The sequence below is a fragment of the Larsenimonas suaedae genome (genome assembly GCF_023712105.1).
Taxonomy (GTDB): Bacteria; Pseudomonadota; Gammaproteobacteria; order Pseudomonadales; family Halomonadaceae; genus Larsenimonas; species Larsenimonas suaedae.
In genome coordinates, this window is the sequence record NZ_JAMLJI010000001.1 from 175982 (window position 1) to 193016 (window position 17035).

The window sequence follows — 17035 nt, forward strand, 5'->3', positions numbered from 1 at the left end:
TGCTATTGGTAAAAGAGTCAGGTCTTGGCGACAACAGGGGAAAGCACCATGCTGTACCAGTACTACGAATTCCAGCGCTCGTTCTTCTATCCGGTTTCCGTGATGGCGAAACTGTCGGCTGAGCTTTTTACCGACTCTCGCCACAGTCTTTCCCACCTTCCCTGGGCCAATCGCTTGGCGGCCAATTACGAGCTGATCTATCGGTTGGGCAAGGACTACGAAAAACCCGAATTCGACATCCGAACGATCGAAAAGGGCGGCTCGATTGTTCCGATCGTCGAGGAGATCGTTGAGGACAGGCCGTTTTGTCGCCTGATTCGATTCAAGCGCTACGCCGATAACGCAGAGCTTGCCCAGACGTTCACCGACGAGCCCAAGGTACTGCTGTGCGCGCCGCTTTCGGGCCATCATTCGACACTTCTGCGCGATACCGTCCGACAGTTTTTGCACGATGCCAAGGTCTACATCACCGACTGGAAGGATGCGCGCACCGTACCCAACGATGAAGGGCCGTTTCATCTCGATGACTATGTCGAGTACATCCAGTCGTTTATTCGCACCATCGGTGCCGACAATCTGCATGTGATCTCGGTCTGTCAGCCCACGGTGCCCGTACTGGCGGCGCTGTCGCTGATGGCGGCGCGAAACGAGGCCCTGCCCAATACGATCACGATGATGGGCGGGCCGATCGATGCGCGAAAGAGCCCGACCGAGGTCAACTCGCTGGCCAACAACAAGTCTCTTCAGTGGTTCGAGGACAACGTCATCCACCGGGCGCCTGGCGGCTACCCAGGCGCCGGTCGCAAGGTCTATCCAGGCTTTCTTCAGCATGCCGGTTTCGTTGCGATGAATCCGGACTTGCACCTCAAGTCGCACTGGGAATTCTACGAGCACCTGCTCAGTGGCGATGAGGAAGACGCCGAAAGCCATCGTCGGTTCTACGATGAGTACAACGCGGTGTTGGACATGCCGGCCGAATATTACCTCGATACCATTCGTGTCGTGTTTCAGGAGTACGCGCTTGCCAAGGGGACCTGGACCATTCGCGGCGAGCCCGTTGACCCGTCTCGCATCAAGGAAACGGCCTTGATGACCGTGGAAGGTGAGCGCGACGATATTTCAGGCCACGGCCAGACAGCGTCCGCTCATGATCTGTGTACCGGCATCGATGATACGCGTCGTTTTCATATTACCCTGGAGGGGGCCGGGCATTACGGCATCTTTTCCGGCCGGCGCTTTCGAACCAAGCTTTACCCGCAGCTTTTGCAGTTTATTCGTGATCATGCAAGTTAGATCTTGACAGGATTGTGCACTGCAGCAATACTTGCATTGTGCAGTGCACAATAAGTCAGGCACTGGCGGTGACGAATCTGGCGAGGCGGGTGGTTCGCAAGGTTCGACGAATATCCAGTCACGATCGGTAAGACACCGACAGGAGAATACGATGTACACCATGAATAATCCGGAAAAGATGAAAGACGTCTACCGCGAGCAGATCAATACGCTGATGGGCTTTACCCAGCAGTGGATGAAAGGTGTCGAGCAGCTGACCGAGCTGAACCTCAGGACGGCACAGGACATGATGTCTCAAGGTGCGGACATGACCCAGAAGATGCTTTCAGCTCGTGAAGCTCAGGAAGTCTTCAATCTGCAGTCCGTCATGTTCCAGCCGTTTTCCGAGCGCAGCATGGCGTACACCCAAAATGCGTACAAGATCATGTCCGGCATGCAGTCTGATGTGATGAGGCTTGCCGAGAAAAAGGCCGCCGAACGCAGCCAGGCGTTTCAGTCCTACGTGGATGATCTTGCTCGAAACGCACCGGTCGGCGCGGAATCGACGGTATCGATGACCAAATCGGCCACCAGCGCTACCGCAAGTTTCTACGACACCGTACAGAAGATGGTGCGCCAGGCCATGGAAAACGCCGAGCGCAATTTCGAAGCCGCGACAAGCGTTGCCCATGAACAGGCCAAGCAGGCAACCGAGGCCTCGTCTCGGTTTGCAGGAAACGTTCAGGGTGCAACCAAGGATGCGTCACAGCGTACGGCAACCGCTGCCAAGAACGCCGCTGACCAGGCTCAGAAAGCGGCCGAGGCTTCGAAAAATAGCGCAACGGCTGCATCGTCGGCTAACGCCAACGCGTCCAGCAGCACCAATACCTCGAACAAGAAGTAAATGCTGACAGAACGTCGGTACTGACACGGTGTATGTGCTGGGCAAATTCCGGTACTTACGCACCATGAAAAAGCCCCGCCGAGCGGGGCTTTTTTTATGCGGGGTCTGACGTTAAAGGTCCAACGTCGAATGATCAAACGATCATGCGAAGGCGATGTAAATGGCCAGTACGCAGACGATCAAAGCGATACCTGCAGGAACCGATCCTTTCCACGGCGTGAGATCGACTTCGCCGCTGTCTTCCTGAACCCAGGGCTCCTTGCGCGGTGCCAGCTTGCCGATGATGAGCATCATGGCGATCAGGCCGACAAACACGAGTCCGATGAAGTGGAAATCGTGAACGACGTTCAAAACGCCAGTGAACGGCGGTACGAAGTAAACCAGAAAGATCACCAGGCAACCGAGGATCAAGCCGAGCTTTGCGGCAATGGCCGGGACGTGGCGATTAAGAAGGCCGACGGCCACGACTGCCAGAATCGGAATGAAGTACAGCGCGTTCATCTTCTGCAGGTAGACGAAGATGCTTTCCTGGCCGGCCAGAAGCGGTGCAATGATCATGGCCGCGATCGCGACGATCCAGCCAAATACCTTGCCTGATTTGACCACTTCCTCGTCAGAGGCGTCCTTGCGCAGGACCTGCTTGTAGATGCCAAGACTGAACAGCGTCGTGGTGCTGTTGAGTGCCGAGTTGAAGGACGAGAGGATGGCACCGACCATGACGGCGGCGAAGAAGCCGGTCAGGTAGGGGGGCAATACATTGAAGACCAGATGCCCGTAGGCCGCGTCGGCCTTGATGCCCTGATCGGCGTACAGATAAAACGCGATCATGCCGGGAATAACCAGATACAGCGGCCCGAACAGCTTCAAAAATCCGGTCAGAAGCACACCTTTCTGCCCTTCAGCGAGGCTACTGGCGCCGAAGGTGCGCTGAATGATCTGCTGGTTGGTACACCAGTAGAAAACGTTTAGCAGCAGTACGCCGGTGAACAGGGTGGAAAATGGCACAGACTGCTCTTCGGTGCCCAGTGAGTTGAACCGCTCAGGCATCGAGGTGGTAAGCGTCTCCCAACCCTGGGCGATCCCCTGGCCACCGCTGACGGCCTGAAGGCCGAAGTACACAATGATGAACCCGCCGATCAGCAGGCCGATGCCGTTCAAGGTGTCAGACACCGCAACGGTTCTAAGGCCGCCGAACAGGGCATAGATTGACCCGATCAGACCCACCAGCCAGACGGTGCCCCACAAGAGCGTGGTGTTGGACTCGATGCCCGTCAGCCCTTGCAGATCAAGCATGCCGAGCAAGCCAACAGCGCCTGAATACAAAACGATCGGCAACAGAATCGCGATGTAGGCCAACAGGAAAATGATGTTGGCGATTAACTGCGTGCCCTTGTCGAATCGAATGTCGAGCAGCTGCGGCACGGTAGTGATGCCGCTTTTCAAAAACCGTGGCAAGAAGAACAGGGCCATCAGCACCAGTGCGACGACGGCGACGACTTCCCAGGCCATGACGCTGAAGCCGTCGACGAAGGCGGCGCCATTGAGGCCGACCATCTGTTCGGTCGAGAGATTGGTCATCAGAAGCGATCCCGCAATCAGCGGAAAAGAAAGGCTTCGTCCGGCCAGAAAATAGCCCTTGGAATGCTTATGGTCGTCGTTACGTGTGATTTTCCACGTAAGTGCGGCCACCGCTAAGGTAAACAGCAAGAACGACAGGATAGTTATTGCATGCATGGTGAGTATCCCTTGCGAATTTTTATACGGTTTGGGCGCTGAACGCCGACCTTTTTTTGATTCAGACGCCAGTGTATCCATCGGTTCCCAAAGCGCTATTCGCCTATTGTCTGACATAGCCTGTTCCCGGCTCTGACAAACAGGTTTGAGTGGCAAAATACACCGTCTTTTCTACACTGGGGATGTATTGCATGGGATGTGATGTATTGCATGGAAAGCGTCGATCCGACGTACCGGGTCGGCCCACATTTAAAAGGAGTTACGCAAAATGGGCATTATTCTCTGGTTGATCATCGGTGGTCTTGCAGGTTGGATTGCAGGCAAGATCATGCGCGGCGGCGGTTTCGGCATTGTTGGTAACATTGTGGTGGGTATCGTCGGTGCTGTTATTGGCGGTGCGCTCCTGAGCGTGCTGGGGCTCTCCTCCAGCGGTGGCATCATAGGTTCTCTGGTCACAGCGCTGATCGGTGCGGTCGTATTGCTCTGGATCGTGTCGTTGATCAAGAAGAAGGCGTGATCCCTGGATACCGCCTATTCGAAAAAGCGCCTTCGGGCGCTTTTTTATGCGCCTTTGGTTTATAAAATGCTATCTATTTTCATTTTTTGATTCATTTAATTAATTGATGGCCGGCATTTGGCTTCCCAATTATCTCGCCATACCCGGGCTCTATATCCTGCGTGAACTCGATAACGACTCACAGAGGGTATTCCCATGTCTCATCACACGCGCTACACCATGGCTAATGGCGCTCCGGTGCCTAATGACGATGTTAGTCTCACCGCCGGCGAGCGTGGGCCGCTGACGTTTGACAATTGGCGCCTGTTCGAAAAGCTGGCGCACTTCAATCGGGAACAGATTCCCGAGCGTGTGGTGCATGCGCGTGGCAGTGCGGCCTTTGGCACATTTACTCTGAGCGATGATCTGTCAGACATTACGATTGCCGATTTTCTGAACAAGGCGGGCAAAACGACACCCGTCGCGCTTCGGTTCTCGACGGTGGCCGGCGGTCAGGACAGTGGTGACAACGTCCGTGACGTGCGTGGATTTGCCCTAAAGTTCTATACCGAACAGGGCAACTACGACATCGTGGGCAACAACACGCCCGTGTTTTTCATCCGAGAGCCCAGTAAATTCCCGGACTTCATTCATACCCAGAAAAAGGACCCGCGTTCGAACCTAGTCAACTGGCAAAATCGTTGGGAATTCTGGGCAAATCACCCTCAGGCGTTTCATCAGGTCACGATCCTGATGTCGGATCGAGGCATCCCCTACAGCTATCGCACCATGAACGGCTATGGCTCGCACACGCTCAGCATGTGGAACCGTGATGGCGAGCGTGTCTGGGTCAAATGGCACTTCAAGACCAATCAGGGCATCCAGAATGTGACCGATGAGCAGGCGCTCACGCTTGCCCCGGACCACCATCAGCGCGATCTGTTCAGTCACATTGAAAACGGCGATTTTCCAAGCTGGACCGTCAAGCTCCAGGTCATGACCGAAGCCGAGGCCCGGGCCTACCGTATCAACCCGTTTGATTTGACCAAGGTCTGGCCTCATGCCGATTTCCCGCTGCGAGAGATCGGTCAGCTTGAATTGAACCGCAATCCGGATAACTACTTTGCCGAGGTCGAGCAGCTCGCGTTCAGCCCCTCGAATTTCGTACCGGGTGTCGGTGCGTCACCGGATAAGGTGCTTCAATCGCGGCTTTGGTCCTACGCGGATGCACATCGTTACCGTCTGACGGCCAACTACGCGCAGCTGCCGGTAAATCGCCCGCATTGCCCGGTCAATCATTACCAGCGTGATGGCCTTATGGCCGGCATGCACCGTGAGGATGGCCAGTACTCGCTGACCAATTTCTACCCGAATGATCGTGTCGAAAACGGTGCGCCGGTGCCCGCCCCCGAATTTATCGAGCCGCCAATGCCGCTCGAGGAAGAGGCCTGGGTAGGGTATTTCGATAACAGTGAGGACGACAACGTGTCCCAGGCGGGCAACCTTTATCGCAGTTTCGATGAAGGCCAGCGCGAGCGCATCACCAACGTGATCGGCTCGACGCTGGTCGATGTGTCCGCTTCTGTTCAACAGCGCGTGATCGCGATCTGCTCGGCCGCCGATCCCGATTATGGTACGCGTGTTGAAGCGGCGCTGGCTGCCCATACCCAGAAAGCCGTCAGTGATCACATCTGATCAGTCTTGGATCGGCTTTTGGCGCCTTCCTTCGGGAGGGCGTTTTTGTTGGGGTGGTCCATGCTCGATGGCCTCTAACCACTGCCTGAGTCGCTTGAACACCTGTACTGCGTCATCATCTCGCCAGTGAGTAAATCCGAGCTCGAAGCCTGCCTGCGCCGTTGACGAGTCTGAGTAACGAGACAGCGGATCAAGCAAAATGCCCTCGCGTGAAAGCGCTGTCGCGATGCGTTGCACGTGGGCTTGCGTCTACGTTGAGGCGCGGCTTGACCGGGCATCGATTTGGCGCAAGCGATGCTCTGGCGCGAATTGGTAAGGTTTTTTCGATACGAATCAGGCAAGATGATCCCCGTCTTCGACGGCCGGTTATTGGTCGTCATCGAGGGGGTTCAACGCATCAGGCACCGTGGTGTGCCTTGCCAATGGTTTCGAGTCATGAAAAAAGAACGTTTTATCGGCCTCGAGTGGATGCGATTTCTGCTCGGCCTCTACATCGTCATTTTCCATACCATGCACTATTACCCGGAAACGAAAGGGTGGGGTCACCTGGTCACACAGGTCGGTTTTTTTTCGACCAGCACCTTCTTCGTGTTGTCGGGGTTTTTGCTGACACACGTCTATCTCAACGAGCATAACGAGATGCGTGAGCCGGCCAGAAGCTTCATGGTAAAGCGGTTTTCGAACCTCTATCCCATTCACATCGGCTCGTTTCTTCTGACCATTGCGGTCATGTCGCTGATTCCATACCTGGCAATCGTGCCGGAGGATGCCAAGACGTCTGCGCTGTTCACGATCTATGACGTCAACAACGACATGGGCCAGGCCACGCCCAATCCGCTTCATCACTTCATGAGTACCGGTGAGGCGGCGTTGAACGTCGTGTTGAACCTGACCCTTCTGCATGCCTGGAACCCGTACTATCTGACGTTCAATCCGCCGTCCTGGTCGATTTCGACGCTGTTCTTCTTCTATATGGTCTTTCCGTTCGCTGCGACGCGACTGGTTCGGCTCAGAAAGTTCTACCGCGCCATGGCGCTCGTGATGGCGATCTATCTGATCCCGACGATCTTGGTGAGCCTGTACACCGATTACGGCATGCCCGAGACCGGCATTCTTCACCGTAATCCGATCATTCGACTCCCTGAGTTTCTCGCCGGGATCTTGCTGTGTGGTCTATACACGCGCCGTCGCTCACAGGGGCGTCGTCTGAGCATTGGCAAGCGCTGGGCGCTGGTGGGATTGATTGTTGTGTCGATTGCCATTGCCGAGGTGCTTCTGACCAAGGGGCACGTCTGGTACTACTTCATGCACAATGGCCTTTTGTTGCCGGCGCAGCTGGCGCTGGTCTATCTGTGCCTGTTCATGCCGATGCCAAAGCGCGCCTCGATAACGCGGTTTGCAACGCGCCTGGGTGGGGCGTCGCTTCCAATGTTTGCGCTGCATGTGCCGTTTTACATTATCTTCTCGCGCGTCGAACGAGTGCTTTCGGGTGAGCCATCCTTGTGCATGGCCGGTGAGTTTCGCCAGTGTTTCGATGCGGCCGGCCCGATTTCGATCTGGTACTACCCGGTCTTTTTGATTTTGACCGTTGCGCTGTGTGTGGTGTTTCAGGAGCAGTTCGTGGTTCGGGTTCGTAACTGGCTTCAGCGCCATTTGCTCAAGCAGTAAGCGAGCGCTAAACCAAAAAAGGCCCCATCGGGGCCTTTTTTTATGACATCTCAAAGTTCTTCGAGACAGCGCTCGATGATGTCGAGTCCTTCGTGCAGGACGTCGTCGGTGGCCGTCAGCGGCACCAGCACTCGAATGGTATTCGAGTAAAAGCCGCAGGAAAGCAGGATCAAGCCGTTTTCGGCGGCCTTCTGGGTCAAGGCCTTGGTTTTTACGGCACACGGTGCGCCGTGTTCGTCCACGAGCTCGAAGGCGGCCATCGCCCCGACGTTTCGGGAATGATCGACGTGACTAAAGCGTGCCTGCCACGTATGGAAGCGTTCAGCAAGTGCCTCGCCCATACGCTGACTTCGCCCGAGAATATCCTCTTCCTCGATGGCGTCCATCACGGCAATCGCGGCGGCGCAGGACAGCGGATTGCCGCCGTAGGTGCCGCCGAGCGAGCCGGGCCCGGAGGCGTCCATCATGTCGGCCTTGCCAACCACGGCCGCCAGCGGCATGCCGTCGGCAAGGCTTTTGGCCGTGGTGATCAGATCCGGTTCGACGTCGGTGTGCTCGATGGCAAAGAGTTTGCCGGTGCGCGCAAAGCCGGATTGCACTTCGTCGGCGATCAGGACAATGCCGTGTTCATCGCAGAGCGCGCGCAGCGACTGCATGAACGCTGGGGAGGCTTGATAAAATCCGCCTTCGCCCTGAACCGGTTCGATAATGATGGCAGCCACGCGGTGTGCGGGGACATCGGTCTTGAACAGCTTCTCGATGGCCGCCAGGCTTTGCTCGTCACTGACGCCGTGGGTCGGGTTCGGGTAAGGTGCCCGAAAGACATCGCCCGGCATCGGGCCGAAATCGTGCTTGTACGGCAGTACCTTGCCCGTCAGCGCAAGGGTCATCATCGTACGGCCGTGGAAGCTGCCATCGAAGGCAATGACGGCGCTGCGCCCGGTGGCAGCGCGTGCAATCTTGACGGCATTCTCAACGGCTTCGGCACCGCTATTGACCAACACTGCCCGAGTGTCGCCCGTGATCGGCACGGCATCGCACAGGCGCTTGCACAAGTGAACGTAAGGAGCGTAGGGCATTACCGCAGCCGAGGTGTGCATGACTTTATCAAGCTGTGCCTTGATGGCCTCAACCACCTTGGGATGGCGGTGCCCCAGATTGAGCACGCCGATGCCACCAGCGAAGTCGATGTAACGGTTGCCTTCGACGTCCCAGATTTCGGCGTTTTCGGCCGTGTCTGCAAAGGCCTGGATCATGTGCGGCGCGCCCTTGGCCACGTACTGCTGTTTCAATTCACTGAGATGCTTGTTGTTCATGTCGCGCTCCGGCGTGGTGGGTTGCGATAAAAGCCGAACAGACGAGGTTGTTCGGTGAGCGTGGCGATCGCCAGACGCCATCACTCTATAGTAGGGCAGAGCCGTCAATTAAAAAATACGTCAGTGTGTATTATTTGAAACGAAAAAGGGTGTCTTCCTGTTTTAGGCCCCGATAAGGGCCACTTTTTGGCCAGCATGCCCGCAAAGCCTAAAGATCGCTTAACCTTCGCCGTGCATTAATTGCATATATTGTGCCAAAACGTGCATCATGCGTTGGTTGTTGGTGTTCTGACTCGCGGTGGCCGCGATCAGACACCGGGCACATCTTTCAACCATGGATGCCGAGGCGTTGGTGTCTTCGGCGGTGTTCGAGGCGTTATTCATGAGGCATTGGCTTGGCAGTCTGGCGGTACTGGCGCTTCTTGGCGGCTGTGCTGCGCAACAACCATCGACTCAGTCCCAGTATTACGATGTGGCAATGCCGTCTATGAGTACTCCCAAGACGACGCCACGCTCAAAGCGCCCCGGTGGTGGTACCGCCGCCGCAACGCCATCGCCGTCGACGGTGAGCTGGGCAACGATTCGAACGTCATTGATGAGCGAGTACGACGCCTGGGCCGGCACGCCTTACCGCTATGGCGGAACAAGCCGCTCGGGAGTCGATTGTTCGGCGCTGGTGCAGCATATATTCCGTGATTCGTTCGATATCGACTTGCCACGTACGACGCTCGGTCAGGTGCTCGAGGGCAACAAGATCAGCAAGGCCGCGCTCAAGCCCGGTGATCTTGTTTTCTTCCGGCCCAAGCGTAGCGATCGACACGTCGGTATCTATGTGGGCGAGGGCTACTTCATGCACGCGTCTTCCTCGACCGGTGTCCGGCTTTCAAAACTCGATAACCCGTATTGGTCGCGTTATTTCTGGCAGGCACGACGCCCGATTGACCGTGCGGACATCAGCGAGCGCCTGGCCATGAAGTAATATGGCGAATGTTTCAGGCATGTACCAAAAAGGCCAGCTGAATAAGCTGGCCTTTTTGGTACATGCGCAAAAAAAGAGGATCAGCAAAATTAAGTTCATAGGCTGTGTCTTTTTGTATACAACCGGCGTTTGCTGATGAAAAAGAATGAAGCGCCAGTATAAAATTGTGCCGATGCGCCGGGTTGATACGCCAAAGTACTAGATTCGACTATTCTGCACAGCATCTACACAGGGATCACTCCAGGATGGAGCCACATATTCGAACCAACACAGGGATATTCTCCGTCAGGAGGATCGTGATAGATGCCTAATTATCGAATCGATGCGCGCAGTCAGTCTCTCGTTTCAAGACTTACAACGTTGTTGGCCAACAAGGGCGTTACGCCGACAAAACTTGCCGTCATCGGCTTTGTGGTCGGTCTTCTTGCCGTGCCTGCCCTGTGGGCGGGGCAGCTCGAGCTGGCGGGTGTCGCCTTGTTGGCGCATCGTTTGATTGGCGCCCTGAGCCATTCACTTCCGCGTTTCGGCACCGCCTTCAGCTCGGCCGGCAAGTTCATCGATATGGTTTCAAGCGGTCTGACCTACGCCCTGTTCGGTGGCGCGATGGTGACCTGGGGGCTTACCGTATCCTCTGAAGCGGCCATGATGCTGTCGATCGGCGTTATCGCGCTTGTGTTGGCCGCACGTTCGTTCTCAAAGACGTCAGCGACCATTGACACTGCGCTCAAGCAGGCGCCGCATCATCGCATCAATCGTGTGAGCGGTGTTCTCGGCCATCTGTCTCTGACGTCATTTCTGATTGCGCTTTGTTTGGTGCCGTCCCACGCGAATCTATTGAGCATCTCTGGCGGCAGCCTCTGCCTGGTAACCGCGGCGCTTTATGTTGCCCTCGGATTTCAGAGCCTTCGTCGTGCCGAGAAAAAGTACGCGACTCCGTTCACGGCCGTTACGCCTCACCAGGGTAGTTCTCATGCAAACGTGTTGACTGCTTCCAGCGGCTCAGCAGGCGCGGCAGCAGCGTCGACACCGAATAAGGTTGCCTCGTTGACGCGTAAACGTGCAGAAAAGCTCGAAGCGGAGTCAGGTGTTGATCGTGAGGTTCGTCGCCAAACACCCGGGCAGGTGGTTGTTTTCCCGAGTCAGCGTTGATCGCTCATACAAAAAAAGCCCCATTCATGGGGCTTTTTTTATGTCTGCGCAGTGTGGCTTTTATATCTGCGCAGTACGGTTTTTATGGCCAGGATAGATCGGCTGCGGTCATTCATCGTCGTCACGGCGCTTGAATGGCGACGTCCAGAACGACTGCATCTGTTTCATGAACGCCTGTGATTGCCGCAGGTTGCTTTCCATCATGTCTTTCATGAACGGGGGCTGCATGCGTTGCATCGAGGCCCAGACCTGTTCGACGTTTTCCGGGCGATATGCGTTGACTCCTTGCTTGGCAAGCTGATTCTGAAACTCTCGAATGTAGCTGATCTGCTGTTCCAGGTACTGCCCCATGGGCGCCTGCATGGCGTGGCCGTAAAAACGAATCAGGGACTGCAGCATGTCGCTGTTGAACAGCGGCTCGCCGCCGGTGCTTTCTTCTTCGAGAATGATTTGAAGCAGGATGCTGCGGGTAATGTCGTCGTTGGTCTTGGCATCGACCACACAGATATCTTCCTGCTCGAGAATCAGTGCCTTGACCTGGGCAAGCGTGATGTAAGCGCTGGCTTTGGTGTCGTAGAGCCGTCGGTTCTGATATTTCTTGATCAGCCGGGGGGAGGCGTGTTCGCTCATAGCGTGTCCATTGTGAAAAACCCGGCGCAGGCCGGGTTTTCTTATCGTTGGCGAATTTTTGCCAGATTAACTCATGTGCAGCCCGCCGTTAAGCGAGAACTCGGCGCCGGTGGAGTAGGCGGATTCCTCGGATGCGAGCCAGCTGATAATTGAGGCAATCTCTTCGGGTTTGCCAAGGCGTTTGTTGGGGATGCCGGACTTGATCTTGTCGAGCACCTCTTCCTTGATGGCGGCGGTCATATCAGTCTCGATGTAACCCGGAGAGACGGTATTGACCGTAATGCCTTTCGAAGCGACTTCCTGGGCTAGTGCCTTGGTGAAGCCATGGATGCCGGCCTTGGCCGCGGAGTAGTTGGTTTGTCCGAACTGCCCCTTCTGGCCGTTGACCGAGGCGATATTGATGATGCGGCCCCATTGGCTTTCAAGCATGTCATCGATCACCTGTTTGGTGGTATTGAAAAGCCCCGTCAGGTTGGTGTTGATGACAGCGTTCCAGTCTTCGGGCGACATTTTCTTGAACACTGCGTCACGCGTGATGCCGGCGTTGTTGACCAGAATACTGATGGGGCCGATTGATTCGCGAACCTTGAGGAAGCTCTCCCGCGCCGACTCCCAATCGTTGATGTTGCCTTCGCTGACGTCGAATTCGAAGCCTTGTTCTTTCTGGTCGGCAAGCCATTTATCCTTGCGGGCCGAATTCACGCTGCACCCCACCACAACTCTATAGCCATCGCTATACAGTCGTTGACTGATGGCTGTTCCGATGCCGCCCATACCGCCGGTGACGAACGCGATGCGTTTATCAGACATGACACTTCTCTCCTTTAATGGGTGTTTCATGGCCTCTCAAACTCGAAAGGCGTCGTTTTTGTGGTACCCCGTTACGCCGCAGTTTTGACGTAGCGCCCCGGCGCTTTTTCAATCGGCGTGTAGGTTGCATTGCCCGGTGTCTTGAACCGTGCTTTTCGAGGACCGCCGAATTGATCCAGCCAATTGGCCCAGTCGGTCCACCAACTGCCTGGGTGCTCTGTTGCGTCATCAATCCACGCGTCCGGCGCGTCCGACAGATCATCACTTTGACCCAGCCAATGGCAGCGCTTGTTCTTGATGGGTGGATTGATCACACCGGCGATGTGACCGGAGGCCCCCAGTACGAACCGCTTGTTGCCGCCAAGTACGCATGCGCTTCGATATACGCTTTGCCAGGGAACAATGTGATCGCTTTTCGAGGCGTACAGATAGGCCGGTACTTCGAGTGCGCTGAGATCAAGCGCATGATCGCAGACGGTGACTGCGCCCGGTGTTTTCAAGTCGTTTTGCAGGTAAGTGTGGCGCAGGTACCAGGCAAACATTGGCCCTGGCAGGTTGGCGCCATCGCTGTTCCAGTAAAGAAGATCGAAGGGGGGCGGCGTATCGCCTTTCAGGTAATTGCCCACCACATAATTCCACACCAGATCCTTCGGACGAAGAAACGAGAAGGCATTGGCCAGCTCATGGGCCTTGAGCACCCGTGGAGGAAGGCCGCCGTGGCCGCCGATGGTCTTTTCCCGATACCGCACTGCGTTCTCATCGATAAAGACATCGAGCATGCCGGTATCGGTGTAATCGAGCATCGACGTCAGCAGCGTCAGGCTCTTTGCAGGCGTTTCACCGCGTGACTTGAATACGGAGAGCGCGCATGAGAGCAGGGTGCCGCCCACGCAGAATCCGAGCGTATTGACCTGCTTTTGCCGTGTGATGTCCTGCATGACCCGAATGGCTGTCATGACGCCGCTGTCGACGTAATCGTCCCAGGTCGAGTGGGCCAACGTGTCATCTATATTTCGCCAGGAAATCAGAAAAACGTTGTGGCCCTGGTCGAGTGCGAATCGAACCAGCGAGTTCTTGGGCTGCAGATCGAGAATGTAGAACTTGTTAATGCAGGGCGGCACGATCAGAAGGGGTGTTTCGTGCACTTTATCGGTGGTTGGATAGTATTGAATCAGCTGAATCAGCTCATTTTCGAAAATGACCTCACCCGGGGTCTGCGCCACGTCGCGACCGACCTCGAAGGCGCCTTCGTTGGTTTGCGAAATGCGACCCTTGGCAAAGTCGGACCAGAAATTTTCGATCCCGCGACGAAGGCTCTCTCCACCGGTTGCTTCCAGACGCGAAAGCGCTTCAGGGTTGGTGTTCAAGAAATTGTTCGGAGCACTGGCCGCGACCCACTGTTCAATGCAAAAGCGCACCCGAGCGCAGGTTTTGCGATCGCCTTCGAGCGCTTCGGCGAGATTTAGAAGAAAGCGCGTGTTCAAAAGATAAAGGGCGGCGATCGAGCCGTACACCGGATGTCGCCAGGCTTCGGCGGTAAACCGGGGATCATCGAGTTGTGGCGTCTGCGCCATCAGCATCTGCTGCCACAGCTGAGTAACTTCGAGGCTGTACTGACTGCTTAACGCAAAAAGGGTTTCCGGAGGGATTTTCGGAAAACGCTCGGCGTCGAGCGTTTGCTGCTGAAAGGTGCTCATGCCCGGCAGGTTGGCCAGCCATTGTTCGACCGTTTCCGTATTGAACATGGGAATATTGAGCCCTTCGAACATGGGCGCACCGAACGGATTGAGAAACGGAGAGAAAGGAGACTGACTGGTAAACATGTTGAGCGACTCGTGATGGAGGCAGGGCCGTCGAAACGGGCAGGTCAGCGTCAATAAGTAATCCTTGAATCGAGTTTAGTTTTTCCGCGGGGGGGTGCAAGGCGAAAATCAAAATTCATGCATGTAAGATACAGGGCGGTCTACAGGCGGCGTTGATCCATAAAAAAAGCGCTCATGAGAGCGCTTTTAAGGATAGGTTTAGACAGGGGCGACCGAATTTATTGCCGTTACCTGGAATCGTTGAGGCTAGAGGCGGCCGTGCTTGTTAAGAACGGGATTTGCGTACTGGCAGAGCCACCAGGGGCGAAGCTCGGCAGGGACCTCTGCAAGGCGTGCATTGAACGTGGCGCGATCGGCGTCCGTGATCGATGTCGTATCGATCAGTTCCGGTGCCTGACCGCTGGCTTCGAGTGCCAGATAATGCGACGGAAACAGGGTGTAGTTATCAAGCACCTGTGCGTCGATATGGTCGGCGATGTCGACAGTTTCGTCGTTGAGCACGATCGGCGTGCCAAACACCAGCTTGACGCGCCCCTTGTAGCCGGAGATGCCGGAGGCGATGGAGAGAATGTCCTCGTACGGCTTCTTCTCGTAACTCTGGCCGTCATCGACCGCCTTGAGCTCGCGCGCCTTTTGCACGTCGCAGGGATCAAACTCGTAACTGATCGAGACGGGAACAATGCGCAGCTCGTTAATGGCGCCAGCAAGGCTCAAGCCCTTGTCTCCCTGTCGGGCCGCCATGCTGAGCATCTTGATGATGGCGTTATCCGTGCGGTCGACGCCATTCTTGGCGCGCCCCTCACGCTGAGCCAGCCACACCGAGTGGTTGTCGCGAGTGATCGAATGGCGAATGTAGCCCGACAGCATCTGATAGGCGGCGAGCATCGCCCGCTTGCCCTTGGCCGAGCGAGGCACCACGAAACTCTTGTTCAGGCGCATCAGATCGGTCACATAAGGCTTTTGAAGCAGGTTGTCGCCGATGGCGATGCGTACCGTGTTGCGCCCCTGAAGGTAGAGGGCGTAGTTGACGAACGCCGGGTCAAGCGCAATGTCGCGATGGTTGCCAAAAAACAGATAGGCGGTATCGCCTTCCAACGCGTCAAGCCCCTCTACCACGAACTCATCGACGCTTCGTTCGAGCATCTGGTTCATGTAGTAGGCAATGTGCTGCTGAAAGCCCTGGACGCTTTCGACGCCACGCATCTTCCGCTTGAGCCCGAAGCTCACCAGCCGTCTGGCAAGCCCAGGCATGCGCTTTGAAAGCCGTGGCATGCGGTAGCGGGTAATTGTGTCGAGAAACTCGTCACACTCGGCCAGACGCGTAAGTACCGGCGCTACTTCATCGTCGTGATAGGGGCGAATCTTGGCGTAGGGATCGTCGGCGTTATCGGTGGTCATGGCTCGGATGTAGTGAACTGGGTTTCGCCGCCGAGCCACTCGATCAGCTGGCTCAAGGTGGCCGACAGGGTATGCGCCATCAGCGAGAATTCGGTATCGAGCTTGAGGAGCGGGTCCTCGTCGGAGAGCGATTCATCGGCCTCCTCGGTCAGAGCGTCGTCGAATCGAATCGATTTGATGGCGAGGTCTTCATGAAGGGTAAAGCGCATCTGGCCGTCAGCAATCAGGCCCAGCTGACTTACGCGCCGACCGGCTGACAGCGCCGCCTGAATCTCATCGCATTCAAGATCCACCTGGCGGCCTCGCAGCACGCCTTCCTCTTCATTGGCCGCGCGCAGCTCGATTTGATCACCCAGCAGCAGGGTGTCCGGTCGGGTGGTCGGGTCATTCAGCCAACCGGTCATGGTCCGGCCTGGTGGAACGGCGATCGAAATCGGTGCGACCTTGAGTGAGCCAAGGCTTTGACGAAGCAGATCAAGCGCTTCTTCGGCGCGTTTCTGACTGGCGCAGTGCACCCCGATCAAGCGGTTGCGCGTATCCCACCAGATATCGACGCGGGTCGAGCGCGTGAAGGCCTGAGGCAGGAGTTCCTCGGTCAGCTTTTCCTTGAGCGCCTGCTTGTCGCGGCGAGTGACCGGAAAACCCTGCTCGGCTTCCTGCTCGAGACAGCGCTCCTCGAGCACTTCCTTGATCACCGCACTCGGCAGCAGCCGTTCCTGACAGCCCATGGTCAGCAGCCGATGGCCTTCGATGTCGCGCACCAGACTCTGGTCGAGTCGCCCGCCCGGTGACTGCCAGCCCACGCGTTTGGCTTCGAACGGGCCGACCGGCCTGAACGCCTGCGTCGACAGTGCGTCGTCGAGCGATTCGAGGTCGATAACCTGTTCGTCATGAAGACGGTAGAGATGTAAATGCTTGAACCACATGATGACCTTCCTTTGAGAGCGCCACATTATGTCGAAGGAAGGGCCGCTCGGCCAGTGCCGTCTGATTTCATGTCGGGATAACGGCTGGGCATGCCGCGTCAGGGATCGACTATGGTACACTCCGGCCTGATTTATTAACCGTCTTGGGTGTCGGTAGACGATGAGTCGCACCGCTTACGTACTTCGGTAATTCGACGTGCCGGGATGCGTGGCCTGTCTATCTGCCGGACGCTGT

The 17035-nt window shown here is 56.3% G+C and carries 14 protein-coding genes; 7 read left to right on the top strand and 7 right to left on the bottom strand.

All coding sequences use genetic code 11. From position 1 onward, the window contains the following. The first annotated feature begins 48 nt into the window (after window positions 1-48). Both NAT49_RS00840 and NAT49_RS00845 read left to right on the top strand, forming a co-directional pair. Window positions 49-1293, top strand: coding sequence for a polyhydroxyalkanoate depolymerase (locus tag NAT49_RS00840; protein WP_251589603.1), 1245 nt, complete (start codon window positions 49-51; stop codon window positions 1291-1293). Window positions 1294-1444: 151 nt separating this feature from the next. Next, window positions 1445-2176, top strand: coding sequence for a phasin family protein (locus tag NAT49_RS00845; protein ID WP_251589605.1), 732 nt, complete (start codon window positions 1445-1447; stop codon window positions 2174-2176). Window positions 2177-2317: 141 nt separating this feature from the next. Here NAT49_RS00845 and NAT49_RS00850 read toward each other — a convergent pair whose 3' ends face one another. Next, complete coding sequence (locus NAT49_RS00850; RefSeq protein ID WP_251589606.1) at window positions 2318-3910, bottom strand: solute:sodium symporter family transporter; 1593 nt, start codon at window positions 3908-3910, stop codon at window positions 2318-2320. 268 nt (window positions 3911-4178) lie between these two features. On the opposite strand from NAT49_RS00850, the gene NAT49_RS00855 reads away from it, so the two are divergent. The 3 genes from NAT49_RS00855 to NAT49_RS00865 all read left to right on the top strand — a co-directional run bounded on the left by NAT49_RS00855 (window position 4179) and on the right by NAT49_RS00865 (window position 7769). Further along, window positions 4179-4427, top strand: coding sequence for a GlsB/YeaQ/YmgE family stress response membrane protein (locus tag NAT49_RS00855; protein ID WP_251589608.1), 249 nt, complete (start codon window positions 4179-4181; stop codon window positions 4425-4427). 195 nt (window positions 4428-4622) lie between these two features. Continuing rightward, complete coding sequence (locus NAT49_RS00860) at window positions 4623-6101, top strand: catalase (protein ID WP_251589610.1); 1479 nt, start codon at window positions 4623-4625, stop codon at window positions 6099-6101. Between the two features lie 435 nt (window positions 6102-6536). Continuing rightward, window positions 6537-7769 (top strand): acyltransferase family protein, encoded by a 1233-nt coding sequence (locus NAT49_RS00865; protein ID WP_251589612.1) that lies wholly within the window; start codon window positions 6537-6539, stop codon window positions 7767-7769. Window positions 7770-7819: 50 nt separating this feature from the next. On the opposite strand, the gene gabT is transcribed toward NAT49_RS00865, so the two are convergent. After that, window positions 7820-9085: a 4-aminobutyrate--2-oxoglutarate transaminase gene (gene gabT / locus NAT49_RS00870; protein ID WP_251589614.1), complete on the bottom strand. Its 1266-nt coding sequence runs from the start codon at window positions 9083-9085 to the stop codon at window positions 7820-7822. 382 nt (window positions 9086-9467) lie between these two features. Here gabT and NAT49_RS00875 point away from each other — a divergent pair, with 382 nt between their 5' ends. Then, window positions 9468-10064, top strand: coding sequence for a C40 family peptidase (locus tag NAT49_RS00875; RefSeq protein ID WP_251589616.1), 597 nt, complete (start codon window positions 9468-9470; stop codon window positions 10062-10064). 303 nt (window positions 10065-10367) lie between these two features. Then, window positions 10368-11213 carry a hypothetical protein gene (locus tag NAT49_RS00880; RefSeq protein WP_251589618.1) on the top strand — a complete coding sequence of 282 codons (846 nt, stop codon included), beginning with the start codon at window positions 10368-10370 and terminating at the stop codon, window positions 11211-11213. Window positions 11214-11321: 108 nt separating this feature from the next. Here NAT49_RS00880 and phaR read toward each other — a convergent pair whose 3' ends face one another. The 5 genes from phaR to NAT49_RS00905 all read right to left on the bottom strand — a co-directional run bounded on the left by phaR (window position 11322) and on the right by NAT49_RS00905 (window position 16800). Next, the gene (phaR, locus tag NAT49_RS00885; protein WP_251589620.1) at window positions 11322-11843 is read right to left on the bottom strand and encodes a polyhydroxyalkanoate synthesis repressor PhaR; all 522 of its coding nucleotides are present in this window, start codon (window positions 11841-11843) and stop codon (window positions 11322-11324) included. A 66-nt stretch (window positions 11844-11909) separates the two neighbouring features. Further along, window positions 11910-12653, bottom strand: a complete 744-nt coding sequence (locus tag NAT49_RS00890; RefSeq protein WP_251589622.1) for a beta-ketoacyl-ACP reductase — start codon at window positions 12651-12653, stop codon at window positions 11910-11912. A 71-nt stretch (window positions 12654-12724) separates the two neighbouring features. Next, window positions 12725-14530: a class I poly(R)-hydroxyalkanoic acid synthase gene (gene phaC, locus NAT49_RS00895; RefSeq protein WP_251589624.1), complete on the bottom strand. Its 1806-nt coding sequence runs from the start codon at window positions 14528-14530 to the stop codon at window positions 12725-12727. Between the two features lie 192 nt (window positions 14531-14722). Next, entirely contained in the window at window positions 14723-15874 is a 1152-nt protein-coding gene (locus NAT49_RS00900) for a 1-acyl-sn-glycerol-3-phosphate acyltransferase (protein ID WP_251589625.1), read from the bottom strand. Continuing rightward, window positions 15871-16800 (bottom strand): recombination-associated protein RdgC, encoded by a 930-nt coding sequence (locus NAT49_RS00905; protein WP_251589626.1) that lies wholly within the window; start codon window positions 16798-16800, stop codon window positions 15871-15873. Before NAT49_RS00905 ends, NAT49_RS00900 begins: the two co-directional genes overlap by 4 nt. Between the last annotated feature and the right edge of the window lie 235 nt (window positions 16801-17035).